This window comes from Gelatiniphilus marinus, assembly GCF_042684345.1.
In the GTDB taxonomy this organism is placed as follows: Bacteria; Bacteroidota; Bacteroidia; order Flavobacteriales; family Flavobacteriaceae; genus Gelatiniphilus; species Gelatiniphilus marinus.
On record NZ_JBHULK010000012.1, the window covers coordinates 1 to 20165 of the forward strand.

Annotated in this window: 18 protein-coding genes; 1 reads left to right on the forward strand and 17 read right to left on the reverse strand. The window is 32.5% G+C overall.

Annotation, left to right across the window (positions count from 1 at the left end; translation table 11 throughout):
• Positions 1 to 310: 310 nt before the first annotated feature.
• The 17 genes from ACFSQS_RS15825 to ACFSQS_RS15905 form a co-directional block, all read right to left on the reverse strand.
• Positions 311 to 952, reverse strand: coding sequence for a DUF6266 family protein (locus ACFSQS_RS15825; RefSeq protein WP_388021163.1), 642 nt, complete (start codon positions 950 to 952; stop codon positions 311 to 313).
• Positions 953 to 1040: 88 nt separating this feature from the next.
• A complete protein-coding gene (locus tag ACFSQS_RS15830) occupies positions 1041 to 1514 on the reverse strand; it encodes a DUF6943 family protein (protein ID WP_388021165.1) in 474 nt (157 codons plus the stop codon).
• Between the two features lie 231 nt (positions 1515 to 1745).
• The gene (locus tag ACFSQS_RS15835; protein ID WP_388021167.1) at positions 1746 to 2042 is read right to left on the reverse strand and encodes a helix-turn-helix domain-containing protein; all 297 of its coding nucleotides are present in this window, start codon (positions 2040 to 2042) and stop codon (positions 1746 to 1748) included.
• Positions 2043 to 2809: 767 nt separating this feature from the next.
• Positions 2810 to 4756 (reverse strand): heavy metal translocating P-type ATPase, encoded by a 1947-nt coding sequence (locus ACFSQS_RS15840; RefSeq protein WP_388021169.1) that lies wholly within the window; start codon positions 4754 to 4756, stop codon positions 2810 to 2812.
• The gene (locus ACFSQS_RS15845; protein WP_013622781.1) at positions 4753 to 5115 is read right to left on the reverse strand and encodes a DUF3703 domain-containing protein; all 363 of its coding nucleotides are present in this window, start codon (positions 5113 to 5115) and stop codon (positions 4753 to 4755) included. Before ACFSQS_RS15845 ends, ACFSQS_RS15840 begins: the two co-directional genes overlap by 4 nt.
• 56 nt (positions 5116 to 5171) lie before the next feature.
• Positions 5172 to 5585 (reverse strand): Fur family transcriptional regulator, encoded by a 414-nt coding sequence (locus ACFSQS_RS15850; protein ID WP_388021171.1) that lies wholly within the window; start codon positions 5583 to 5585, stop codon positions 5172 to 5174.
• A gap of 3 nt (positions 5586 to 5588) precedes the next feature.
• The gene (locus ACFSQS_RS15855; RefSeq protein ID WP_298265616.1) at positions 5589 to 6788 is read right to left on the reverse strand and encodes an efflux RND transporter periplasmic adaptor subunit; all 1200 of its coding nucleotides are present in this window, start codon (positions 6786 to 6788) and stop codon (positions 5589 to 5591) included.
• Positions 6789 to 6792: 4 nt separating this feature from the next.
• A complete protein-coding gene (locus ACFSQS_RS15860; protein ID WP_298265614.1) occupies positions 6793 to 11127 on the reverse strand; it encodes a CusA/CzcA family heavy metal efflux RND transporter in 4335 nt (1444 codons plus the stop codon).
• Between the two features lie 123 nt (positions 11128 to 11250).
• Positions 11251 to 11583 carry a hypothetical protein gene (locus tag ACFSQS_RS15865; protein ID WP_246415187.1) on the reverse strand — a complete coding sequence of 111 codons (333 nt, stop codon included), beginning with the start codon at positions 11581 to 11583 and terminating at the stop codon, positions 11251 to 11253.
• A 126-nt stretch (positions 11584 to 11709) separates the two neighbouring features.
• Positions 11710 to 13770, reverse strand: a complete 2061-nt coding sequence (locus ACFSQS_RS15870) for a Piwi domain-containing protein (protein ID WP_388021174.1) — start codon at positions 13768 to 13770, stop codon at positions 11710 to 11712.
• Between the two features lie 20 nt (positions 13771 to 13790).
• Positions 13791 to 14084, reverse strand: a complete 294-nt coding sequence (locus ACFSQS_RS15875) for a helix-turn-helix domain-containing protein (RefSeq protein WP_113966042.1) — start codon at positions 14082 to 14084, stop codon at positions 13791 to 13793.
• A gap of 163 nt (positions 14085 to 14247) precedes the next feature.
• Positions 14248 to 15987 (reverse strand): DUF3987 domain-containing protein, encoded by a 1740-nt coding sequence (locus ACFSQS_RS15880; protein ID WP_093026610.1) that lies wholly within the window; start codon positions 15985 to 15987, stop codon positions 14248 to 14250.
• The gene (locus tag ACFSQS_RS15885) at positions 15984 to 16892 is read right to left on the reverse strand and encodes a BT4734/BF3469 family protein (RefSeq protein ID WP_167919744.1); all 909 of its coding nucleotides are present in this window, start codon (positions 16890 to 16892) and stop codon (positions 15984 to 15986) included. The genes ACFSQS_RS15880 and ACFSQS_RS15885 overlap by 4 nt, the downstream gene beginning before the upstream one ends.
• The gene (locus tag ACFSQS_RS15890) at positions 16879 to 17175 is read right to left on the reverse strand and encodes a helix-turn-helix domain-containing protein (RefSeq protein WP_072349425.1); all 297 of its coding nucleotides are present in this window, start codon (positions 17173 to 17175) and stop codon (positions 16879 to 16881) included. Before ACFSQS_RS15890 ends, ACFSQS_RS15885 begins: the two co-directional genes overlap by 14 nt.
• A gap of 2 nt (positions 17176 to 17177) precedes the next feature.
• Positions 17178 to 17474, reverse strand: coding sequence for a helix-turn-helix domain-containing protein (locus ACFSQS_RS15895; protein WP_093026613.1), 297 nt, complete (start codon positions 17472 to 17474; stop codon positions 17178 to 17180).
• Positions 17475 to 17685: 211 nt separating this feature from the next.
• On the reverse strand, positions 17686 to 18690 hold the full coding sequence (locus ACFSQS_RS15900; RefSeq protein ID WP_388021179.1) for a DUF6617 family protein: 1005 nt from the start codon (positions 18688 to 18690) through the stop codon (positions 17686 to 17688).
• Entirely contained in the window at positions 18683 to 19795 is a 1113-nt protein-coding gene (locus tag ACFSQS_RS15905; protein WP_388021181.1) for a tyrosine-type recombinase/integrase, read from the reverse strand. Before ACFSQS_RS15905 ends, ACFSQS_RS15900 begins: the two co-directional genes overlap by 8 nt.
• 163 nt (positions 19796 to 19958) lie before the next feature.
• On the opposite strand from ACFSQS_RS15905, the gene ACFSQS_RS15910 reads away from it, so the two are divergent.
• Positions 19959 to 20165, forward strand: a 207-nt coding sequence (locus ACFSQS_RS15910; protein WP_388021183.1) for a hypothetical protein, incomplete at its 3' end; no start/stop codon positions are given.

Genomic DNA, 20165 nt, shown 5'->3' on the forward strand with positions numbered 1-20165 from the left:
GGAATTAATTGCTTTTAGCGGAGATTTAGGGTTTCAGATGAAGGATTTGAAAGACGGACAAAAAATAAAACTGAATATAAAAAACTAGGCACAACAACGTGTATAATTCATTGCTTCTGATTTTCCTAATCGGAAATTAAAAAACCCTTAATTATAAGGGGTTTTAATTAAAAAGGCAACAATAAGGCAACAAATATTTGATTATAAGAACTAATCAAAGGAAAGAAATAATAGATAAAATTAGGAACTTATTAAAGGATAAAAATAAAACCGTTCGTGTAGAACGGTTTTATTATTTAAACATCAACCGTTAATTAGCTGTTCCAGAGCCTAAATAAACGCTGTTTGACACGATACTACCATCTGCTGTAGTAAATGCCATAAAAAGCTCAACAGTATCACCTGCATAGGTGCTAGGAATTGTAATGATTTGTGATCCTACAGTTCTATCAGCACCATCAAGAATATACATTGATTCTTTTTTACTTGGATTGTAAACTAACACCATTGCTTTATCGGTTGCATTTGCATTACCTTCAGCAGAGTTATCATCCCAAGTAAACTCAACTTGTCCAGCAGTTGCTAAATCTGTTGCAGGGTTTAATGCTCCTGATAAGTTACCTCTACTTAATAAAGCTAAAGCATAATCTACAGTAAAGTTTGGTGCAGCTCCTGTAATAGCATTATTCAACACATAAGACATTGCAGCATTAAACTCTGTTTTTTGCACCGCATAAGACTTATATCCCTTTTGGATAAAGCCTAAATTCGGTTGAAGATACTCCAAAGTAACAGTAAACTTGTTTCTTTGGTTAACTTGCCCCTCTGTACGTGGATTTGCCACGCTTGAGGGTTTGATTCTCAAATAGTCAATACCTTTCCAAGAAGCACCGACTACGTTTCCTACTTTTCCTGATACACCGCCCAGGATTCCTTGTGAAATTACACCCATAACATATAAAATTTAAAATTACTACATATTCGAAGTTGGTACGGACTTGGTACGGTCTTTTACCAACACAGGTAATATATGGCAAATACTATGCTAATAGATTGATTTGGTTTTTGTTGCCCTTTGTTGCCCGATTTTGCTTATTAGAAAATAAACTTTGAATATATGATACCTTTAAATCTGCCATTTTTGAAATGACTTTTTGCAATTCTGCTTCTTTTCTGCTAATAGCTGACACAATACTAATATGCTTCTGCAACTCTTTAGATTCATTTAGTAATGAAGTGTAGCCATCTTTAAGCGTATTTCTGCAATCATCTATTGAAATGAATGGAATAACACTACCTTTTAGATGATATGCATAGAAACCGCCTATTTGTAGCATCATAGATAAATGATAAAGGGTGTTTTTTTCTTCTTCGGTTGGTACAGTTACCACAAAGCAATTAGGACAGGGATTTATTAAAGGCTTTCCGCTGTTTTGCCCTTTGTTCAGAATAAAAAAATGAGGTTGCGAGTAGGTTCTTCCGATTTGGTGTGTTTTCAGTTCAAAAGTTGACATAGCTATCCAATTTAAAATTGCTTCGCTACGCTTCGCACCATTAATTTTTTAAAAGAAAAACAATAAAAAAAGAAAGCCGTATGTTCTTGTGGCGTGGATAAGGCTGTCAAGGTTTTTGGAAAAAATACTACCCTCTTTTTTAAATAATATTGGGGTGGAGATTTTTTTCAAAACCCGTAGGGCGTGACCTTTATAGCCTTGCGCGTTGGCTGTGGTAGCCACATATATTTGCTACCTTTTTTTATTTATTTTTTGTTGTTCCAAAACATCTAATATGTCTTGTTTTTTGTAAAAAATTCTGTTGCCCATACGAATTGGATTTAAAATGCCGTGTTTATTCCAGGAATGTATTGTTACTAAACTTATCCTTAAATAATCGGCTACTTCTTGTCTTGTTAGGATTTCATCATTTTGTTTTTTAGATAATTCTTTAAGGTAGTTTTCAATTTTAAGCATTAATTTATCTGCTACCGTATCTGCTAATTCATCTGCTGTAACTTCTGTGATTTGAATTGTTTTTGTAATCATCTTGTTTTATTTTTAGTTAATTGATTTCCACTTTTTGGGGCATAAACTCTTAAAAAAATAGGTTATTACCAATTTGAGCGTTGGATGAAGCGTTTGTATGGGTAGCGTTTTAAATAGTTGTTTGATAAAACAGCATTTAAACAAGCTACTTATACAGGACTTTTAGGCAATAGCTTTTTGTTTTTTTGAGGAACGAGAAAAAGCAATATGCTATGGCGTATTACTATATTTTATGAACCTATTTTTTTATAACCGCTGACTTGGGTGGTGGGGAAAAGTGGACTATTATATTTGTTAACGAAATGAAACAAACAAAGACTTGAGGTAAGGAATACTTGGACTTAACGATGGTTTTGTGCAGCTTGAATGAGGTAACGAATATGCATCATTTTAAGCTAAATTTTCATATGGCTATTGTTTCAGTTTAGTTCGGATTTTTATTGAAAGTTCGGGTGTGCGCGTGGGAAAAGCGGCTATTTTACATAATGGCGTTATAACTACAGCTTTGGTGATGCGGTGGGTGTAGCGGCTGCTATTATAACTACCCGTTATGTAAACATAGCTTTGGGTAGTTTTTGGTGTGAGGGATGGCAACAGCTCTTTGCTTTTTTATTGTACTACTTTTAAAATATAATAGCAAATAAAATAAGCAATGTGCTGTGTGAGGGTTGGCAACCAAAAACTACAAGTGCGGTGGATAGCGGAACAAAACAAAAGACAGAGGATTTTGAGGTACGAAAAAACTGGGTTTTGGGTTGTGGGGACAATTACCAACTCATTCGTTGTAATCTAACTGCATTTAAAATTGCTAATAATGCTACGCCTACATCTGCAAAAACTGCTTCCCACATTGTAGCTAAACCACCTGCTCCTAAAATTAAGACAATGACTTTAACACCAAAAGCTAAAATGATATTCTGCCAAACAATTTTTCGTGTGGAACGACTTATTTTAATGGCTCTAACTACTTTTGAAGGTTGGTCGGTTTGAATGATAACGTCTGCTGTTTCAATAGCTACATCACTACCCAAACCACCCATTGCAATTCCAACGTTACTTGCTGCTAAAACAGGCGCATCGTTTATACCATCCCCTATAAATGCTACTTTATTTTCAGGATTCTTTTTTAATATTTCAACTTCGTTTAACTTATCTTCTGGAAGTAAATCACCTTTTGCATTTTCGATGTTCAACTCTTTAGCGACTTGTTGAGTAATGGAATCTTTGTCACCGGAAAGCATCATAATATTTTTGATACCAACTTTTTGTAATTTGACAATTGTTTCTTTGGCATCTTCTTTTAATTCGTCTGCTATTACCACATAACCAGCAAACTTGTTATCTATTGCAACTAATACAATAGATTCTACAATATTTTCCGTTTCCGCTGGGACTTCTATATTATTAGCAATCATTAATGCTTTATTACCTACTAAAACTGTTTTACTATTTACAATTCCTTTTAATCCTTTACCTGCAATTTCAGAAACGTCTTGAGCTTCAAAATCTTCTCCTTCTGATTTATACTCTAAAATTGCTTTAGCAATTGGATGCGTGGATTGTTCTTCCATCGCCATTAAATATTGCATAAATTCGGTTTCTTTCCAATCAATTGCTTTTACTTCTTTGATTTTAAAAACACCTTTAGTTACGGTTCCTGTTTTGTCCATTACCAAAGTATTTATCTTGGTCATTGCATCTAAAAATGAAGCACCTTTAAATAAGATTCCATTTTTTGAAGCTGCTCCCAATCCACCGAAATATCCTAATGGAATTGAAATCACTAACGCACAAGGACAAGATATTACCAAGAAAATTAATGCTCTGTATAACCAATCTCTAAACACATAATCATCTACAAAAAAGTAAGGTATAAAAGTAACACCAATAGCTAAAAACACTACAATTGGTGTGTAGATACGAGCAAACTGTCTGATGAATAATTCTGTTTTAGATTTACGTGCTGTTGCATTTTGAACCAAGTCTAATATTCTCGCAATAGAACTGTCTTCAAACTTATTGGTTACCTCAACTTCAATAACGCTTTCCAAATTAATACTACCCGCGTAAACCTTTGCTTCTTTTTGAATGGAATCTGGTTTGCTTTCTCCTGTTAACGCAGCTGTATTTAAAGATGCTTTTTCGGATAATAAAATGCCATCCAATGGAATTTTTTCACCTACACGAATTTGAATTTTCTCTCCAATATTGACAACTTCAGGCGAAACACTTTTATAATCTCCCTCACGAAATACATTGGCTTCTTTAGGTCTAACATCTAATAATGCTTTTATATTTCCTTTTGCACGATTTACAGCAGCACTTTGAAATAATTCGCCTACTGCATAAAATAGCATTACTGCAACACCTTCGGGATATTCACCAATAACAAATGCACCAATGGTTGCTATAGACATTAAAAAGAACTCTGTAAAAACATCACCTTTTTTAATACTAATCCAACCCTCTTTTACAACAGGAAACCCTACAGGAAGATATGCAATACCATACCAAGCAATACGAATCCAATCCTTAAAGAATGAAACATCAAAATAATCTAAACCTATACCAATGATAAGCATTGTAAAACTTATTATTGCAGGCACGTAGGTTTTGAATGCACTTCCATTACCGTGATTATGACCATCATTATGCGTGTGTTGCACTTCTGAATTTGGTTTTAAATCTCTTAAATTGACTTTCTTTTTTTTCATTTAATATCTAATAATTTTTCAATGTCATTGGGAATAGGCATTCGTTTTAATGGTGGCACGTTTGCTCCACCAGTATTACCAAGTGGAACGTGATTTATAAATGATTTCCAGCCACCCACAAGCAACCTAATTATTTGACCTATTACTTCTTTCGTATCTTTTTGTCTAAATCCAAACTTTAGCATAAGCCAATGTGAATAGGTATGTTCTATAGGATAAGATTGTCCTATTATATGACTACGTTCTAAATGATACCAAGCATTACCAAACTGCTTATTTTCTAAACAGAAACTGTATTGTTTTAATTCTTGGTTATACGCCTGTTTTAGATGTTTAGGTATTTTAGTATTAAACTTCATATCCTCTAATTTTGGATAAATGTACTTTAATAGCAAGTGCAATGGAAGTGCAATAATTAGCCACTACACTTATCGCAAATACCTTTTACCACCAAATTTACATTCTCTGACACAAAACCATCAGGTACTTTAATCTGCGGTATTTTATGTTCTGTTAAGCATACGGTTTCATTGCAATTGTTACAATGGAAATGTAAGTGCAAATCGGTTTTTATATCACAATTACATCCCTTTTCGCATAAAGCATACTTTGTAATACCTGTACCATCATCTATTTGATGTACGATTCCTTTTTCTTCAAATGTTTTAATAGTTCTGTATAATGTAGTTCTATCTGACTTTTCAAAAGCATTTTCGATATCACTTAATGTTACAGCAACATCCTTTTCTACAAGAAACTTATAGATAAGTAATCGCATTGCTGTAACACGTATATTTTTAGATTCTAATAATTCCTCTATTGTTTTCATTATTTAATGTTCGTGTTCTGCTTCGCCTTTTTTCATTTCAGCAATCAGGTAATAAGCATTATTATAAGCAAATTTTGTGGTTTTATCTAATTCTTCAGTAAATTGAACTGCAATCCAATTGCCATCTTTTGCACCTAAAAGCACTTCAACAGGCTTAAAACTCCAGTGGTCATTTTCTTTTTCTACTGAAAATGCATAAAACCTATCTCCATCTTTTATAATTGCACTTTCAGGTAATGCTTTTGTTTTAGTTTTATTTACCTGAATTTTACCTTGAATGTACATACCAGGAATTAAGTTATCTCCTTTATTTTCAATTTCAGCGTGAACGTGTACCGCTTTTGGGTTGTCTTCAAATGTTTTACTTATTGAAAAGATTTCAGCTGTAAGTTCTGTATCTGGTATAGACTGCACAGTAAATGTTACTTTTTGACCTTTTTTCACTTTATACGCATCTTTTTCAAATACCATCAAATCTGCGTGAACGTGAAGCGTATTAACAATTTCGAATAATTCTGTTTGCGGCTCTACATATTGCCCAATTTTCACCTCAACCTTTTGTACAAACCCTTCTATAGGACTACGTAATGATATACTTTGTGCAATTGTACCATTTCTTACTGATATTGTATTGATATTTAATATTCTTAATTGAGCTTCCAATCCATTTACCATAGCTTTTGATGCTTCATACTCTGCTTCTGCTTTTTGAAAATTTGCACCAGAACCAACACCTGCATCATATAATTTTTGTTGACGCTCATAGTTTTTCTTTAAAAAATTACTATTGCTAAAAGCATTCAAATAATCAGTCTGTAGTTTTATAATATTAGGGTGTGATAGATGGGCCACAACTTGGCCTTTTTTAACTTTATCACCTTCAATTACTTTTATAGATACTACATTTGCACCAATAACTGAAGTTATTGCTGCTTCGTTTTGTGGGGGTACTTCTAATGTACCATTAGCCTCTACATTTCCACTCATATTTCGTAATGAAAGTGTGTCAATCTTCATTTTTAATGCATTATACTGCTGCTGCGAAAGCATTACTTCTTCGTTCTCACCGTGTTCTTCTTCATTTTTTGGTTTTTCACTATGTGAATGACCATCATTGTCACTATGACTTTCTTTGTTTCCGCAAGCAAAAACAGTAATGGATAAGACTATAATAGTTAGGATTTTATATAATTTATTTTTCATTTTCTTATTGATTAAAATATTGTAGTTGAAATGTGCTTTCTAAATAGTTTATTAAAGCTGTTTGTGCATCTAGCTCGGATTGAATGGCTTCTTTTATTAATTGTGTGAAGCTAGTGTAATCTATTTCGCCTTCTTTGTACGCCAGTAAAGCACCTGTTTTTTGCTCCTTTGTTAATGGCAATACCTGGTTTTTGTAAAATTCCCAAGAGTTTTTCCATTTGATATAATTTTCTTTAGCCTGAACAAATTTTGATTGTACTTCTTGCTTTTTGAATTGGACATTGGCTTCGGCTATCTCTTTATCAATTTTGGTACTTCTAATTTGTGCTTTGTTAGTACCAGACAAAAACGGAATGGAAATACCTGCTTGATAACTGTAAAACCCAGAAATTCCTTCTACTTTTTGTAAACCACCTTGAAGATTGAATTTTGGTAAATTATCAGCTTTTGCAACTTTATAATTGGCTGCTGCTTCATTTACAATGTTCTGCGACATACTGTACAACGGATGGTTTTCAATATTGAACTTTTCAATGTTTAAATCTATTGCAGAATCAAATTCATCAGAAACAGTAAAAATTTCATCTGAAACCAACCATAAATTTAATTGCTGTAGAGCGATTAGATAATCACTATATGCTTGCATTTTTTTATTTTGAATTTGAAAAGCTTGGTTTTTAGCTGCTGAATATTCTAATCTTGAAATCGCTTCTACTTCATAATTTAACGCAACAGCTTGTTCGAAATTGGAATAAATGGAATCCAATTCCATATAAAGGTTATAGTTTCTCTTCATTTGATAACATTTTGACCAGGCCTTTTTAACTTCTAATTCTAATTCTAATACAGAAAGTTGATAAGCTTTTTGTGCTAATTGTACTCGTTGTTTTTGTAACTTCCTCTTTGAACCAATACCAAAAATATTTATATCGGATTGACCTATACCAATGGTTGTGTAGACTCCTTCATCTCCATTAATTTCTTCACCACCTGTAAAGACTTCAGTTGTACCTAAATCATAAGCAGTAGCTTTTAATTGTTCCTGTTTTGTGATTTCTAACTGTTTTTGCTTTAACAATGGGTAATTCCTTTTAGATAGTTTTACCGCATCCATTAAGGTTATTTCAGGAAGTGTATTGTTTATCTGTTGTGCATTACTTTGTTCAGAAAAACCAAACATTAAAAGCAAAACTGCTGTTGCTGTAACCAACTTTTTATTCGGAATAAATTTAAACGATTTGTTTTCTACCCAATGGTATAAAATTGGTAAAACGAATAAGGTTAGTAATGTAGAAGTTAATAAACCACCAATAACAACAGTTGCTAGTGGGCGTTGAACTTCTGCTCCGGCAGATGCCGAAATCGCCATAGGCAAAAAGCCTAATACATCTGTAAAAGCTGTTAGCATAATTGGTCTGATTCTTCGTTTTGTACCTTCAATAATTCTATCTTTAAGGTTGGTAACACCCTCTTCTTTTAATTCATTCAAACCACTAACCATTACCAATCCATTTAAAACTGCAACCCCAAATAGTACTATGAAACCAACACCTGCTGAAATACTAAATGGCATATCACGTAACCATAAAGCTACAACACCACCAATGGTTGCCATAGGAATAGCTATGTAAATCATTAAAGTTTGTGGCAATGATTTCAATGCAAAATAAATTAACACAAATATTAGCAATAGTGCAATAGGTACAACCGTTTGTAATCGGTTACTTGCACGTTCCAAATTCTCAAAAGCACCACCATAACGAATGAAATAACCAGATGGTAATTCTAATTGTGCATCTAATTTTGATTTTATTTCATTTACTAATGATTTTACATCGCGACCTCTAACATTTACACCTACATAAGTTCTTCTGTTTGTGTTATCTCTACTAATTTGCATTGGTCCTGCTTTATAACTTACATCAGCTATTTCACGCAGTGGAATTTGAGTTCCCGAAGGTAGGTTGATGTACAAGTTTTGGACATCTGAAATATCTTTTCGGTTTTGAGAATTTAAACGAACTACTAAATCAAAACGTTTTTCACCTTCAAAAATAACACCTGCTATACCACCTGCAAATGCTGATTGTACTGTTTGATTTAAGGTATTTATATGAAGTCCGTATTGTGCTAATTTATTTCTATTGTAATTAATAGTCATTTGTGGTAAACCTGTTGTGGCTTCCGCTTTCATATCACCAATACCTTCTGTACCTGCAATAATTTTAGATATTTCTTCGGCTTTTTGGGATAAGATGTCAATGTCTTCCCCATATAATTTTATGGCAATATCTTCACGCACACCTTCAAGTAATTCATTAAAACGCATTTCAATAGGCTGGGTAAACTCATAATTAACACCTGGAACTATTTCAACAGCTTCTTTCATCATCTCTATCAATTCATCTTTTGAAGTTGTTGTGGTCCACTCACTTTTAGGCTTTAGAATTACAAAAACATCTGCTAAATCCATTGGCATTGGGTCTGTTGGAATTTCAGCTACACCAATACGACTAACTATTTTTTCAACTTCCGGAAATTTAGCTTTTACAATTTGCTCTATTTTTGTAGTTGTTTCAATGGTTTCTGTAAGTGAACTTCCTGGTTTTAATATGGCGTGAAATGCAATATCCCCTTCATCAAGCTGCGGAATGAACTCACCACCCATTTTTGTAAACATAAAAACTGCAATTGCGAATAGCACAACTGCACTACCTATAATCCACTTTCCTTTTTGTAATGCTCTTTCCAATAAAGGTTGGTATTTGTCTTCTACCCATTGTACAAATTTATCTCCATAAGATTTTTTATTGTTTTTCGGAGCTCTTAACACTAGTGCAGACATCATTGGCACGTAGGTAAGACAAAGCACCATCGCTCCAATCATAGCGAAAATGAAAGTCATAGCCATTGGTTTGAACATTTTTCCCTCAATACCTTGTAAAGCCAAAATTGGAAGAAAAACAATAAGAATAATGAGCTGACCAAAAAATGCAGCATTCATCATCTTTTTAGAAGCATTAGAAGCTACTTTGTCACGTTCTTTTGCTGTAAGACTCTTCTTTTTTAATATTTGGGATGTAATTAAGAATACTGTACTCTCCACAATAATTACAGCACCATCTACAATAATCCCGAAATCAATAGCTCCCAAACTCATTAAATTTGCCCAAACATCAAATACATTCATCAATATAAATGCAAATAATAATGATAATGGAATTGTTGAAGCTACTATTAAACCACCTCGCCAATTACCTAATAAGAAAATAAGTACAAATATTACAATTAAAGCTCCTTCAACAAGGTTGTTTGACACTGTAGATGTTGTTTCGCCAATTAATTTACTTCGATCTAATAATGGCTGAATGATGATTCCTTCAGGTAATGACTTTTCTATTTGAGCCATTCGTTCTTTTACATTGTTGATAACATTATTGGAATTAGCGCCTTTAAGCATCATTACTAAACCACCAACAACTTCACCTTCTCCATCTTGTGTTAATGCACCATAGCGAATTGCAGCACCAAATTGAACTGTCGCAATATCACCAATAGTTACTGGAATATTATTAACGTTTTTGACTGTTATTTTTTTAATGTCTTCTAAACTACGCACCAAGCCTTCTCCACGAATAAAATTTGCTTGATGGTTTTTTTCAATGTAAGCACCACCTGTATTTTGATTGTTAGCTTCAAGTGCATTAAATACATCTGTAATAGTTAAACCAATAGCGTTTAAATCGTTTGGATCAACAGCCACTTCGTATTGTTTAATTTTACCACCAATGGCATTTACTTCAACCACACCTTCTACCATAGCCATTTGTCGCTGTACAATCCAATCTTGCATAGAACGTAGGTCTGCAATACTATATTTGTCTTTAAACTCTGGTGCTACTTTTAATGTATACTGGTAAATCTCTCCTAATCCAGTTGAAATAGGTCCCATTGATGGTTCACCAAAACCTGCAGGAATTTGTTCTTTAACTTCGTTTAGTTTTTCTGCTACTAATTGTCGAGGTAAATATGTTCCCATATCATCGTCGAACACAATAGTAACAACCGATAAACCAAAACGAGAAATAGATCTAATTTCCTGTACATTTGGAAGGTTGCTCATTGCGACTTCAATTGGGTAGGTTACAATTTGTTCAATATCTTCTGTACCTAAATTTGGGGCTTGTGTAATAACCTGTACTTGGTTATTGGTAATATCTGGAACAGCATCGATGGGTACTTGGGTCATACTCCATATACCTGCTCCAATAATGGTAAGCGTAAGCAAACCAATAATGAATTTGTTATTGATTGAAAAATCAATGATTTTATTAATCATAGAAAATGTATTAATTCAGTTAAACTATTCGAAATAATTCTGATATAAGAAAATAGAATTACACGAAATGAAATGAACCCTTTAGGCTCAAAATTGGATATAGCTATCCATTAAAAAACTGAACTATACTTTAGGTGGCTGGAAAAGTGATTCCAAATATCTGGAAGTGAAGTTTACTTTATGTAAATTATATTGTTTTTTCTCTTCAAACTTTAGTCGATTGGTTAAAGCCAAATTATTGTTAGCAATAATTAAAACTAAAGGGTGACAGCATTGATTATGGGAATGGACTGGTGTATTCTCCTTATCTGGGTTGTGATGATGCTCTTCATTTTTTGCATCGCTGTCAATGTAATCTTCAACTACATAATCAAGGAAAGAGTCTCCATAAACTTTATGGTCTTGATAATGGGTAATAAGGTTTGAAATTTCTTTAATTGGACCACAAAAGTCCATATCTATGCTTATCCCTTGAAAAAAGAATAAAATAGACATTGATATGGAAACAAATATTTTCATATAACTTATACAAATATACAAATTATTGAATGCAATGGTTGTGCAAATAAATTGATTGGTAAATTATAAAAACCATAACGCATCTTTAGCATCGTCTGGAACGCCATTATTAAAACGCGGTGCTATTTGTGCTACCATTTCAGGATATTTAATTGTGATTGGTACATTTTGTTGACGTAAGGATTTCCAATATAGCCTACTAAATTGATACACTTGCTCTATTAGCTTTCTAATCATTTTACTATCATTTAAAGCCTCTGGTGTAGGACTTGATATTTTAAGTTTTATTGGAAATGAGTAACTTGAATGACTTGGGTATTGAACTGTTGTCTTATACCTTAAATTATTAAATAAAAGATATTTGTGTTCATCTTTCCTGCCTATATTTATAAAAGTACCACTCATAGGTATTAGCTCACCATTCCAATTTTGGTCGAAAGCAATTATATCTTGAGATTTTGTTTTATTGATATTTAAAACAAATAAAGGACAAGGCAATTTAAGTTTATCCATCATTTCTAAAACAGGTTGTATTTCCTCATCCTTCATATCCTTATAAAAGTGAATAACTATTTTTTCAGGTATTTGGTTTGTTGGTACGTATTGATAGATAGCATCACTTAATGCACCCCCTAACTGTTTAACATCAGATTTACTGAAATAATGAAATTCATTAAACCTTCCATTATTTTTAAAACTGAATGCACTTGCTACATATCGAATGTTTTCTTCGGTATTTTTAAATGCACCCACACCAATAACTAATTCATTTTTAGGTTTGACATTTAGTTGCCAAGGTGTACCATCTAATTTTGCTAATAAGGCTAATGAAATGTTTGTTAAATCGTATATGAACTTATGTTGATTTCTTCTAAATCTATCAAACTCTATTACTTGAGATATAATTCTTTTATATAAAAGCTGTTCTTTAACCTTGTAATACACTAACTTTTTTTCAAGATTGGGTTCGTGCTTGTTAAAAGGGCTTAAATAAATAGCAACGTAATTAATGTTAGGGTCTGATTTAAAGTCTTTTATACCTTGTGAAATTTGAGGTAATGGATTTTCTAAATCATCAAATACTATATTGACATCATTATCGAAATGTGCTAAAACACCTGCATAAATGTTTAAACCTTTATACCAACTTGTACCATCTTCCAATAATTTTTGCAATGCTTCTACTTCTTTAGCATAACTTGTATGATGTATAAAGAAGAAATGCACATTATCTAACTGACAAGGATTTAAAGGTTTTAAGTTCTTAAAATCTATTTTGGGATTTCTACCAACACCATTTTGGAACAATAAATCATTACTTTCATCAGTTACTTCACCAATGCGATTTATTTCTACTGGCAGGTAATCATCATTATTTACAGGGATAACTTTCTTAAATTCATCACTTAAAATGAAATGTTGAATAAACTTATCGATTTTGTGTTTATAACTTATATATTTATTGGAATCATCTTTTGGTTCTGGTTGAATATTAAAAGCTGTTCGTAAATCGTTATTCAAAATGGCAAAAGCCTTTGTGTTATCATCAATAAATTCCTTTTCCTTATGATATTTTAATAACCTCATTTTATATACAACTTTATTAAGATTTGTTGTTGAGGTATGTTTTATAATTTCAGAAATAGGTTTTTTAAACACTTTAGCCATACCATCATAAGAAATAACTAACTCACCATATTCACTAACTTCTTTAATTTGTACTTTGACAGTAAACTTATAATACTGTGCAAAACTTTTATTTTGATATGATCTATTACCTATCCAAATTTGATTATCATTCACAAAGTTTTGACCAACAAGTTTTTTTATGCTTTTAAAGAATTTTTTGATTCGCCAATTATAGTAATGCTTTATTAAGTCGGTTGGTTGTTCTTTTAGATTGAGTTTTAAAGGCAAATAACCTTCCTTTTCATAAATAAATGATGTGTAGATAAAATCAGGATTTTCTTCTTTTATACCAGGAAACAAATCTTCTATATTGGTTGGAAACTTTGTTTTATACAACTTTTGCGCATTTCCAATTTTCTCTTTACTTAAATAAAAAGTTATTGGTTTGTCTGGTAAATCAAATGTTATGATATTAAAATATAGTTCCTGACTCATAAGACTTGGGTTTATTAATTCTACTTCTTGCTCAATCTATTAATTTTTTGTTCTACAATTTTGAGGATTTCCGTACTGTTCTTTTCATCTTTTAACATAAAGACAATTTTATCTGCCATCCAGAATTGAAGCAATTCATTTTTATTTTGTTTTAATACTTTGGCTAATGCTTCAGCTTGCTCTTTACGAGCCATACGAGTACCACGTTCAATTTTACTTAAAAGTGCCGTATCAATATTCATTTGAGAAGCAACTTCTCTTAATAATAATTGCTTTTCTTCTCGTATTTCTCTGATGTATTCTCCAAACGTCATTTTGGGGATATTTTGACTTGTCAATATTTGTCTAATGTAAGAAAAAGAAAATAAGAACTAACAAAAAGATATTAACAATTATAAACAGGAAATGAGGAAGTTAAGGATTTGAGGATATAAAGTATTTTTATAAATCCTCGTTTCCTTAAAATCCTCAAAATCCTTATTGTGCTTTTGTGGGATTTGTATAATTGTTATGTGCTTCCCTATGTATTAGACCAGCATCAACAAATTTAGTAATATAGCCTTCTGCTGTTTTATGAGGAATCTTGTTTTTGTCGGCTATATTTAGGTAATCTTGTCTTGAAAATTGATAAGGTAGTGCTTCTAAAAAACGTTCTTTACGATTGGCTCTTTTTACTTCTTTTTGTTCGATAGGTAAATCGTTAAACACCTTACTACTGTGCTTTACTAATACGCTTATCATTTCCAATGTATTTTCAAAATCTATATCCTCACAATATCTTACTTGGTTTACATCACCATCTTCCATAATGCGAAATACAGAAAACAACATTATAATTCTAAATGCTATTAACCCCAAACGTCTAACAGTTGCTATATAGTCATCGGGTTGAAGATTGAGGTATTTGGTTTGAAGCTTCTCAAAAAACACATTAAACTTTTGTTGTTGCTCGGTTGTTAGCCTTACTTCAATATCAGGATTGTTTTTTAGGGTTTTGTATAACCCAAAAAATTCTTTTCCTAATTGGTCGTAATATTCATCTAAACCATTGGTTGTATCAGTTTGAAAAACGTTCTTCCAAGTAGGTTTGATATTCATATAATAAAACATAAAACGACTAAACAAGCCATTTTCAGCACTTGGAACCAATGCCTGAATCTGCTTTGGTGTACCAGACAACACCGTTGACAAACAAGGTCTTTCAATATCTACATACTCTCTGTCCGTTCTACGATAGTAACTAATGGTTTCGTGGTGGAATGCTTTACGAAAACCATCGGAATAATTACCGTAATCACTTTTAAAAGCTTGTGCTAAAGTATCTCCTTCGGTTTCAAAAATTAACCCTCTACCTTCATTATCCGATATTAATTGATAAACACCTGTTACACTATTGTTAGCCGGAATAAACAGCATTCTTTCAGGTGGTTTACTCGGTTTTTCCATAGTTTCACTTTTGCCCTTATTCATATTATAAGTAGCCATTTCAACTTGATGCTGTTGTTTTAGGGTTTTGGATTGTTCGCGCTTTTCTTTGTGAACAGGATTTACCAAATTTTTAATTTGGTTTAATCTCCCTTTTCCTGCTGAAGCAGGTGCAGTAACAAATAAATACAAGTTGCTAAACACTTTCCGTTGGTCGTACACACCAAACAATTTAGGAAAACAAGCACTAAATGCTGTTAATGCACCCAACAACAAAATATCACGTTCTTCATTACTGTCTGATGGTTTTACTACTTGTTGAAAAAATGTTGGGATGTTGTTGTAAACTGTTGTAGGTATTGTTGGCAATGGTTGTTTTTCTTCCTCTGGATGTTGCGATACTTCAACAACTTGTTGTTGCTGTTTTGGTTTAATACCAACTTGATGCAAATGGTGGTATAAGGTTGCTATGCTTATACCGTGTCCTTTTGCTTGTAAGCATTTATTATACTGTTCGTCGCATTCTTTATGGTCGTAACCTGAATAATTTCTGCTAATTCTATGGTAGTAATCACGTCCAGCTTCACCGTATTCCTCTGAAATAGCAAAACCAATATCACGCCACTTTTCATAAGTATCAGTAATATCGATACCTGATTGTTCTAAAGCGTTGATATATGTTTCAATATCATTTGCAACAACCGTTGTCGGTTTGTTGTTGATTGGTTTTTTAGGTACTTCTTTTTGCTCTGGAACAGCTAACCAATCTTTCGGGTTGAATATTTTTGTCATAGCTTTTGATGTCTTTTATGTAGGTATGCCAATGGATCGTGGGATAAAAAACACGCTCTGGAAATGTCTTTACCCGATTGGTCAACCTCTATGTTATATGTATGTTTTATGTAATTGGCCACCGCAATAAAATATTCGTTGTGTGACACTTTCGATAAATCGATTCTAATTATCCATTTTAAGCCTTCTCCTGAAGGTGATGTAAACAACATTTCGGTTTCGAAATATTCATCGTTTAATAATTGTTGTTTTAGTTCTTCAAGATTTTCTAAATGGTCAAAATCGATTGTCAATAATGATGAATGCTCAATTAAGCTATCATCATTTCGTTTAGAAAACACACCTGAAAATGTTACATAATCAAAATGATTTGCTTTAAATTTCCGTGCTTCTTTAGGGTTTTTAATCGCTCTAAATTGCTCTGTGATACTTTTATACTTATCGCTTGTAATACGCTCAAATATTTGGTGTAATCTTACTTTTTCAGTTGGAAAAACATTTCTAATTGGTGCTTTGTAAAAACTGCTGTAAGCATACCAAGTATCATCAGGTGCATCTAACCAGGATAATTCATCTTCTTTTTTAACTTCAAAATTTAGATGCAGTACCTCATTGATTTTTAGTAACAATTCTTCTTCATTAATGATTTTAAAATGATAGGATGCAAAATCGAATACATCACCTTTAAAATCGGTTAATTCTATGTCGTAATGCATTGCCTTATTTTCAACAACATTAATTTGTAATGTTGATTTACCACCATTAAAAGGATTTCGGGTTATCCCGCAGTCCCTTCCTTTTAAGGAAAGGACTGTTGATTTAGGATAATACTGCCTTAATACATAAGCATAAATATTTAACCCGTAATGCGTTTTCTTTAAGATGCTTTCTTTACTTATTTCCATCGCATTTAAAATTTGGGTTATAATAATTGCTTTGTAATAGTTCCTCTATATCAGATACTTTGTAATAAAATTTACCTTGTATCTTGCTATATGGAATCGTACCATTTGAACGGAATGTTTGCAATGTCCGTTGGCTAATATGTAGCGTTTGCATTACGTCCTGATTGTCAATCCACGTATCTTTTAAGCGTTCTGCTCTCGTAGCTCTTATTAATTCGATACGTGCCTTTAAGTCCTTAATCTCTTGTGAGAGTGCCAAGAGTAAATCGATGATTTCAGTCATAACTAAATCCTTCCTTTTTTGATTAAGTAATTAGCTGCCTGTTGCTCGATTTCGTCTTGGGAATCCATACGGTTACGCAATAACCATTGGTCTAATTCCTGACGTTGGAAATAGATTTTTTTACCATTCGGTTTATAGTGTGGAATGGCTCCCGTACTTGTAAGTTTATACAAGTGCGATTGTGATAGTTCTAAATACTGACAAGTTTCATTGAAATTCAATACTTGCTTTTGCAACGTTTGTTGTTCTACTAACAACTTTTCGATGCGTTCTAAACGTTCAATTATTTTAACGTCCATCTTATTATAAATTTTAATTAAAAAATGGACTTCTGCGCAAAAGTCATCCTTGATTGTCAAGGACATAACAAATATTGAAAAAGGTGTTTGGTATAACAGAAAAGAGAAAAAATGGTATTATTAAACCATTGTAAAACAATGATTTACACCGTTTTTGGTATTATCTATTTGGTATTAAGTAGAGAAAATACCACTTTTAAAAAGTGAAGTTTTATTTGATTTGGTCAAGCCAAAAATTGGCTTCAACTAATTTTTGATAGGCTCTTTTTTCAGTACCTAAAAATCTACGGTATTCTTTACCTGCATTACTACTTGGTCCATACCGATAAGCAAAGAATTTATAAATGTGTTTAGGCTCTATTTTTTTAGATGGTTTACTGTCAAAAAATATTCTTTCATTAAAATATTTAGTTTCTGTTAACTTAACCATAAAAGCTGCAAGTAATATTTTATTACCTCTATTCTTTATGAAGTTATATTCATCATCTATAATGCCTTTTTCATTTAATAGCTCCTCTAATTTTGCAAATTCTCTTTGTTTAATCTTATTAATAAGTTCGTTATAGGATAAGACATCATTGTTTTCCTCTCTAAAATCACCTTGTATAGCGTTGAAAATTGAACTTTGTTTTACTTGTTTCCTGACCGTTTTTATTTCTGCACCGGAATAGGATTTTACAATTAACTCTTGAGGTGGTTCTTCATTAAAAAATACTTCGTGCAGTTCTTCTATTGTATAAATTTCAGCATCACTTAATTCAGAAAATCGGTCTTGAAGTTCCATAAAAAGCATCATTGCATTAGCCTTTAAAAATGAAATGATATAGGCTTCATCTGATTTATCGTTTTGAATTGGTTTTAAAGACAAACTTTCATCAAGATCATTATCCGAAATATAGTTGCTAATTTGGTTTAGGTAGTTTTTGATGCGGTTGTATTCTTTATCATACAAGAAAGATAAATGACCAGGTGTCGTATTGATTTCAAGTGCATCATTAATTTGATTAAAATTTTTGATAAACTCGTTTTCTATTAACTTCAAATAGTATTTACGCTTGTTAGAATACGCCTTTTTGAAGTCGATTTCATATTTAGGCGTTGTATTGAGGTATTGCTTTTTAAAGCCTTTTAAAAGCTCTTTAAATTGGTTTTCGGTTCTTTTATCATCAGTAACCTTTTCCACATACAGTAAGTCGATAAATAGGTCTTTAGCCATTTGGGTTAAGGTTTATTCTGTAAGCTGCTTGTTTCTTTTTGTCGTCAATTACTTTAGCGTAAATTTGAGTTGTTTTTAAGTTCTTATGACCTAACATTTTTGATACTGTATAAATATCAGTACCTAAAGTTAGCTGCAATGTAGCAAATGAATGTCGCGCACAATGAAACGTGATATTCTTCTTAATTTCTGCATTTCCAACCCAATCTTTTAATAGGTCATAGTTTCTCTGAACGTTATTAATATTCTCGAATACTTTTTGAGTTGGTTCTCCTTTTTCTCCTAACAATTCAAATGCTTGTTCGGAAATTGGCAAGGTTTCAGCTCCTTTGGTTTTCTTTTGCTTAAATCTAATAAAATTCCCGTAACTTTCTGAATATTGGATTTCTGACCATTGTAGCTTTGTAATATCCGACCAACGCAAACCTGTAAGACAAGAGAAAAGAAACGCATTTTTTAATTGTGGATGTTTGCTATCTGTGCTAAAAAGCTTTCTAACTTCTTCTAAAGTTAAAAATTCCATATGTGTATCTTCTTCTTTAAAGTTTTCAACTGAAATAGCAGGATTGTATTGTATTACCTTTTCTTTAACAGCTTGTCGTAATACCGCTAAAAGTTTTTTAAAATATGCTGATTTTGTGTTTTGGCTTAATGGTCTTTTACTTCTGGAAAGTGCTTTTTTGTCTAAATACTCTTTAAAACCTTCTACCCATTCTTCATCTATTCTTTCAATAGAAATACCTGTTGGGTGATAATCTTTTAAATGTTTTAGTGTGCTATTCCATACACCTAAATTACCTTTACTTTCTGAACGTCTTTCAATCCATTGTTCTAAATACACGAAAAAATTTCCTTGTTTCTTTTCTTTATTTTCAAAACCATAAATATTATTCTGTACCTCTAAATGTCTTTTGGCTCTGATGCTTTCAGCAAGTTGTAAGATTTTCTTGTTTTCTAATTTCTGTGCTTTAGTTAAGGACCCTTTGTCGGGTTCTGGCGTTAAATATAATTTCAAGTACTCGTACTTACGATTTCCGTTTTCGTAATAATCAAGATATAAACTAATTCGTTTCCCTTTTCTACGTTGGCGTAAAGTAACTTTCATTTTCCTTATATTTACTGTGTTAGACTATGCGTTTTATGAGTGTTGTATGGGCAACAATACGGCAACAAATATAAGCAAAAAAGGGTAGTTTGGCAACAAAAAAGAACACCAAAAACCCTATAAAACAATGATTAATAGGTAGATAACAAATAAAAGAAAGATAATGAATTTCCTTTCGGAAAATCCTCGCGCTGAATTAAAGCCAGTAATTTTTACTAAATTAGTCGCTCAAACACGCAACGAAATCATACACAAAACCGTTCGGCGGCATTTAGCCCTATCGGGCACATACCGCCGAACGTCCCGCGCAGCTGCGCTGCCTGCACTACGGCGTGAAAACGCCGCAGAACAGGCAGCTATACGCCATTTT

Bases quoted from the DNA above. Each gene is read 5' to 3' on its own strand.
- ACFSQS_RS15825 (WP_388021163.1), bottom strand. From the start codon at position 952: ATGGGTGTAATTTCACAAGGAATCCTGGGCGGTGTATCAGGAAAAGTA.
- ACFSQS_RS15830 (WP_388021165.1), bottom strand. From the start codon at position 1,514: ATGTCAACTTTTGAACTGAAAACACACCAAATCGGAAGAACCTACTCG.
- ACFSQS_RS15835 (WP_388021167.1), bottom strand. From the start codon at position 2,042: ATGATTACAAAAACAATTCAAATCACAGAAGTTACAGCAGATGAATTA.
- ACFSQS_RS15840 (WP_388021169.1), bottom strand. From the start codon at position 4,756: ATGAAAAAAAAGAAAGTCAATTTAAGAGATTTAAAACCAAATTCAGAA.
- ACFSQS_RS15845 (WP_013622781.1), bottom strand. From the start codon at position 5,115: ATGAAGTTTAATACTAAAATACCTAAACATCTAAAACAGGCGTATAAC.
- ACFSQS_RS15850 (WP_388021171.1), bottom strand. From the start codon at position 5,585: ATGAAAACAATAGAGGAATTATTAGAATCTAAAAATATACGTGTTACA.
- ACFSQS_RS15855 (WP_298265616.1), bottom strand. From the start codon at position 6,788: ATGAAAAATAAATTATATAAAATCCTAACTATTATAGTCTTATCCATT.
- ACFSQS_RS15860 (WP_298265614.1), bottom strand. From the start codon at position 11,127: ATGATTAATAAAATCATTGATTTTTCAATCAATAACAAATTCATTATT.
- ACFSQS_RS15865 (WP_246415187.1), bottom strand. From the start codon at position 11,583: ATGGACTTTTGTGGTCCAATTAAAGAAATTTCAAACCTTATTACCCAT.
- ACFSQS_RS15870 (WP_388021174.1), bottom strand. From the start codon at position 13,770: ATGAGTCAGGAACTATATTTTAATATCATAACATTTGATTTACCAGAC.
- ACFSQS_RS15875 (WP_113966042.1), bottom strand. From the start codon at position 14,084: ATGACGTTTGGAGAATACATCAGAGAAATACGAGAAGAAAAGCAATTA.
- ACFSQS_RS15880 (WP_093026610.1), bottom strand. From the start codon at position 15,987: ATGACAAAAATATTCAACCCGAAAGATTGGTTAGCTGTTCCAGAGCAA.
- ACFSQS_RS15885 (WP_167919744.1), bottom strand. From the start codon at position 16,892: ATGGAAATAAGTAAAGAAAGCATCTTAAAGAAAACGCATTACGGGTTA.
- ACFSQS_RS15890 (WP_072349425.1), bottom strand. From the start codon at position 17,175: ATGACTGAAATCATCGATTTACTCTTGGCACTCTCACAAGAGATTAAG.
- ACFSQS_RS15895 (WP_093026613.1), bottom strand. From the start codon at position 17,474: ATGGACGTTAAAATAATTGAACGTTTAGAACGCATCGAAAAGTTGTTA.
- ACFSQS_RS15900 (WP_388021179.1), bottom strand. From the start codon at position 18,690: ATGGCTAAAGACCTATTTATCGACTTACTGTATGTGGAAAAGGTTACT.
- ACFSQS_RS15905 (WP_388021181.1), bottom strand. From the start codon at position 19,795: ATGAAAGTTACTTTACGCCAACGTAGAAAAGGGAAACGAATTAGTTTA.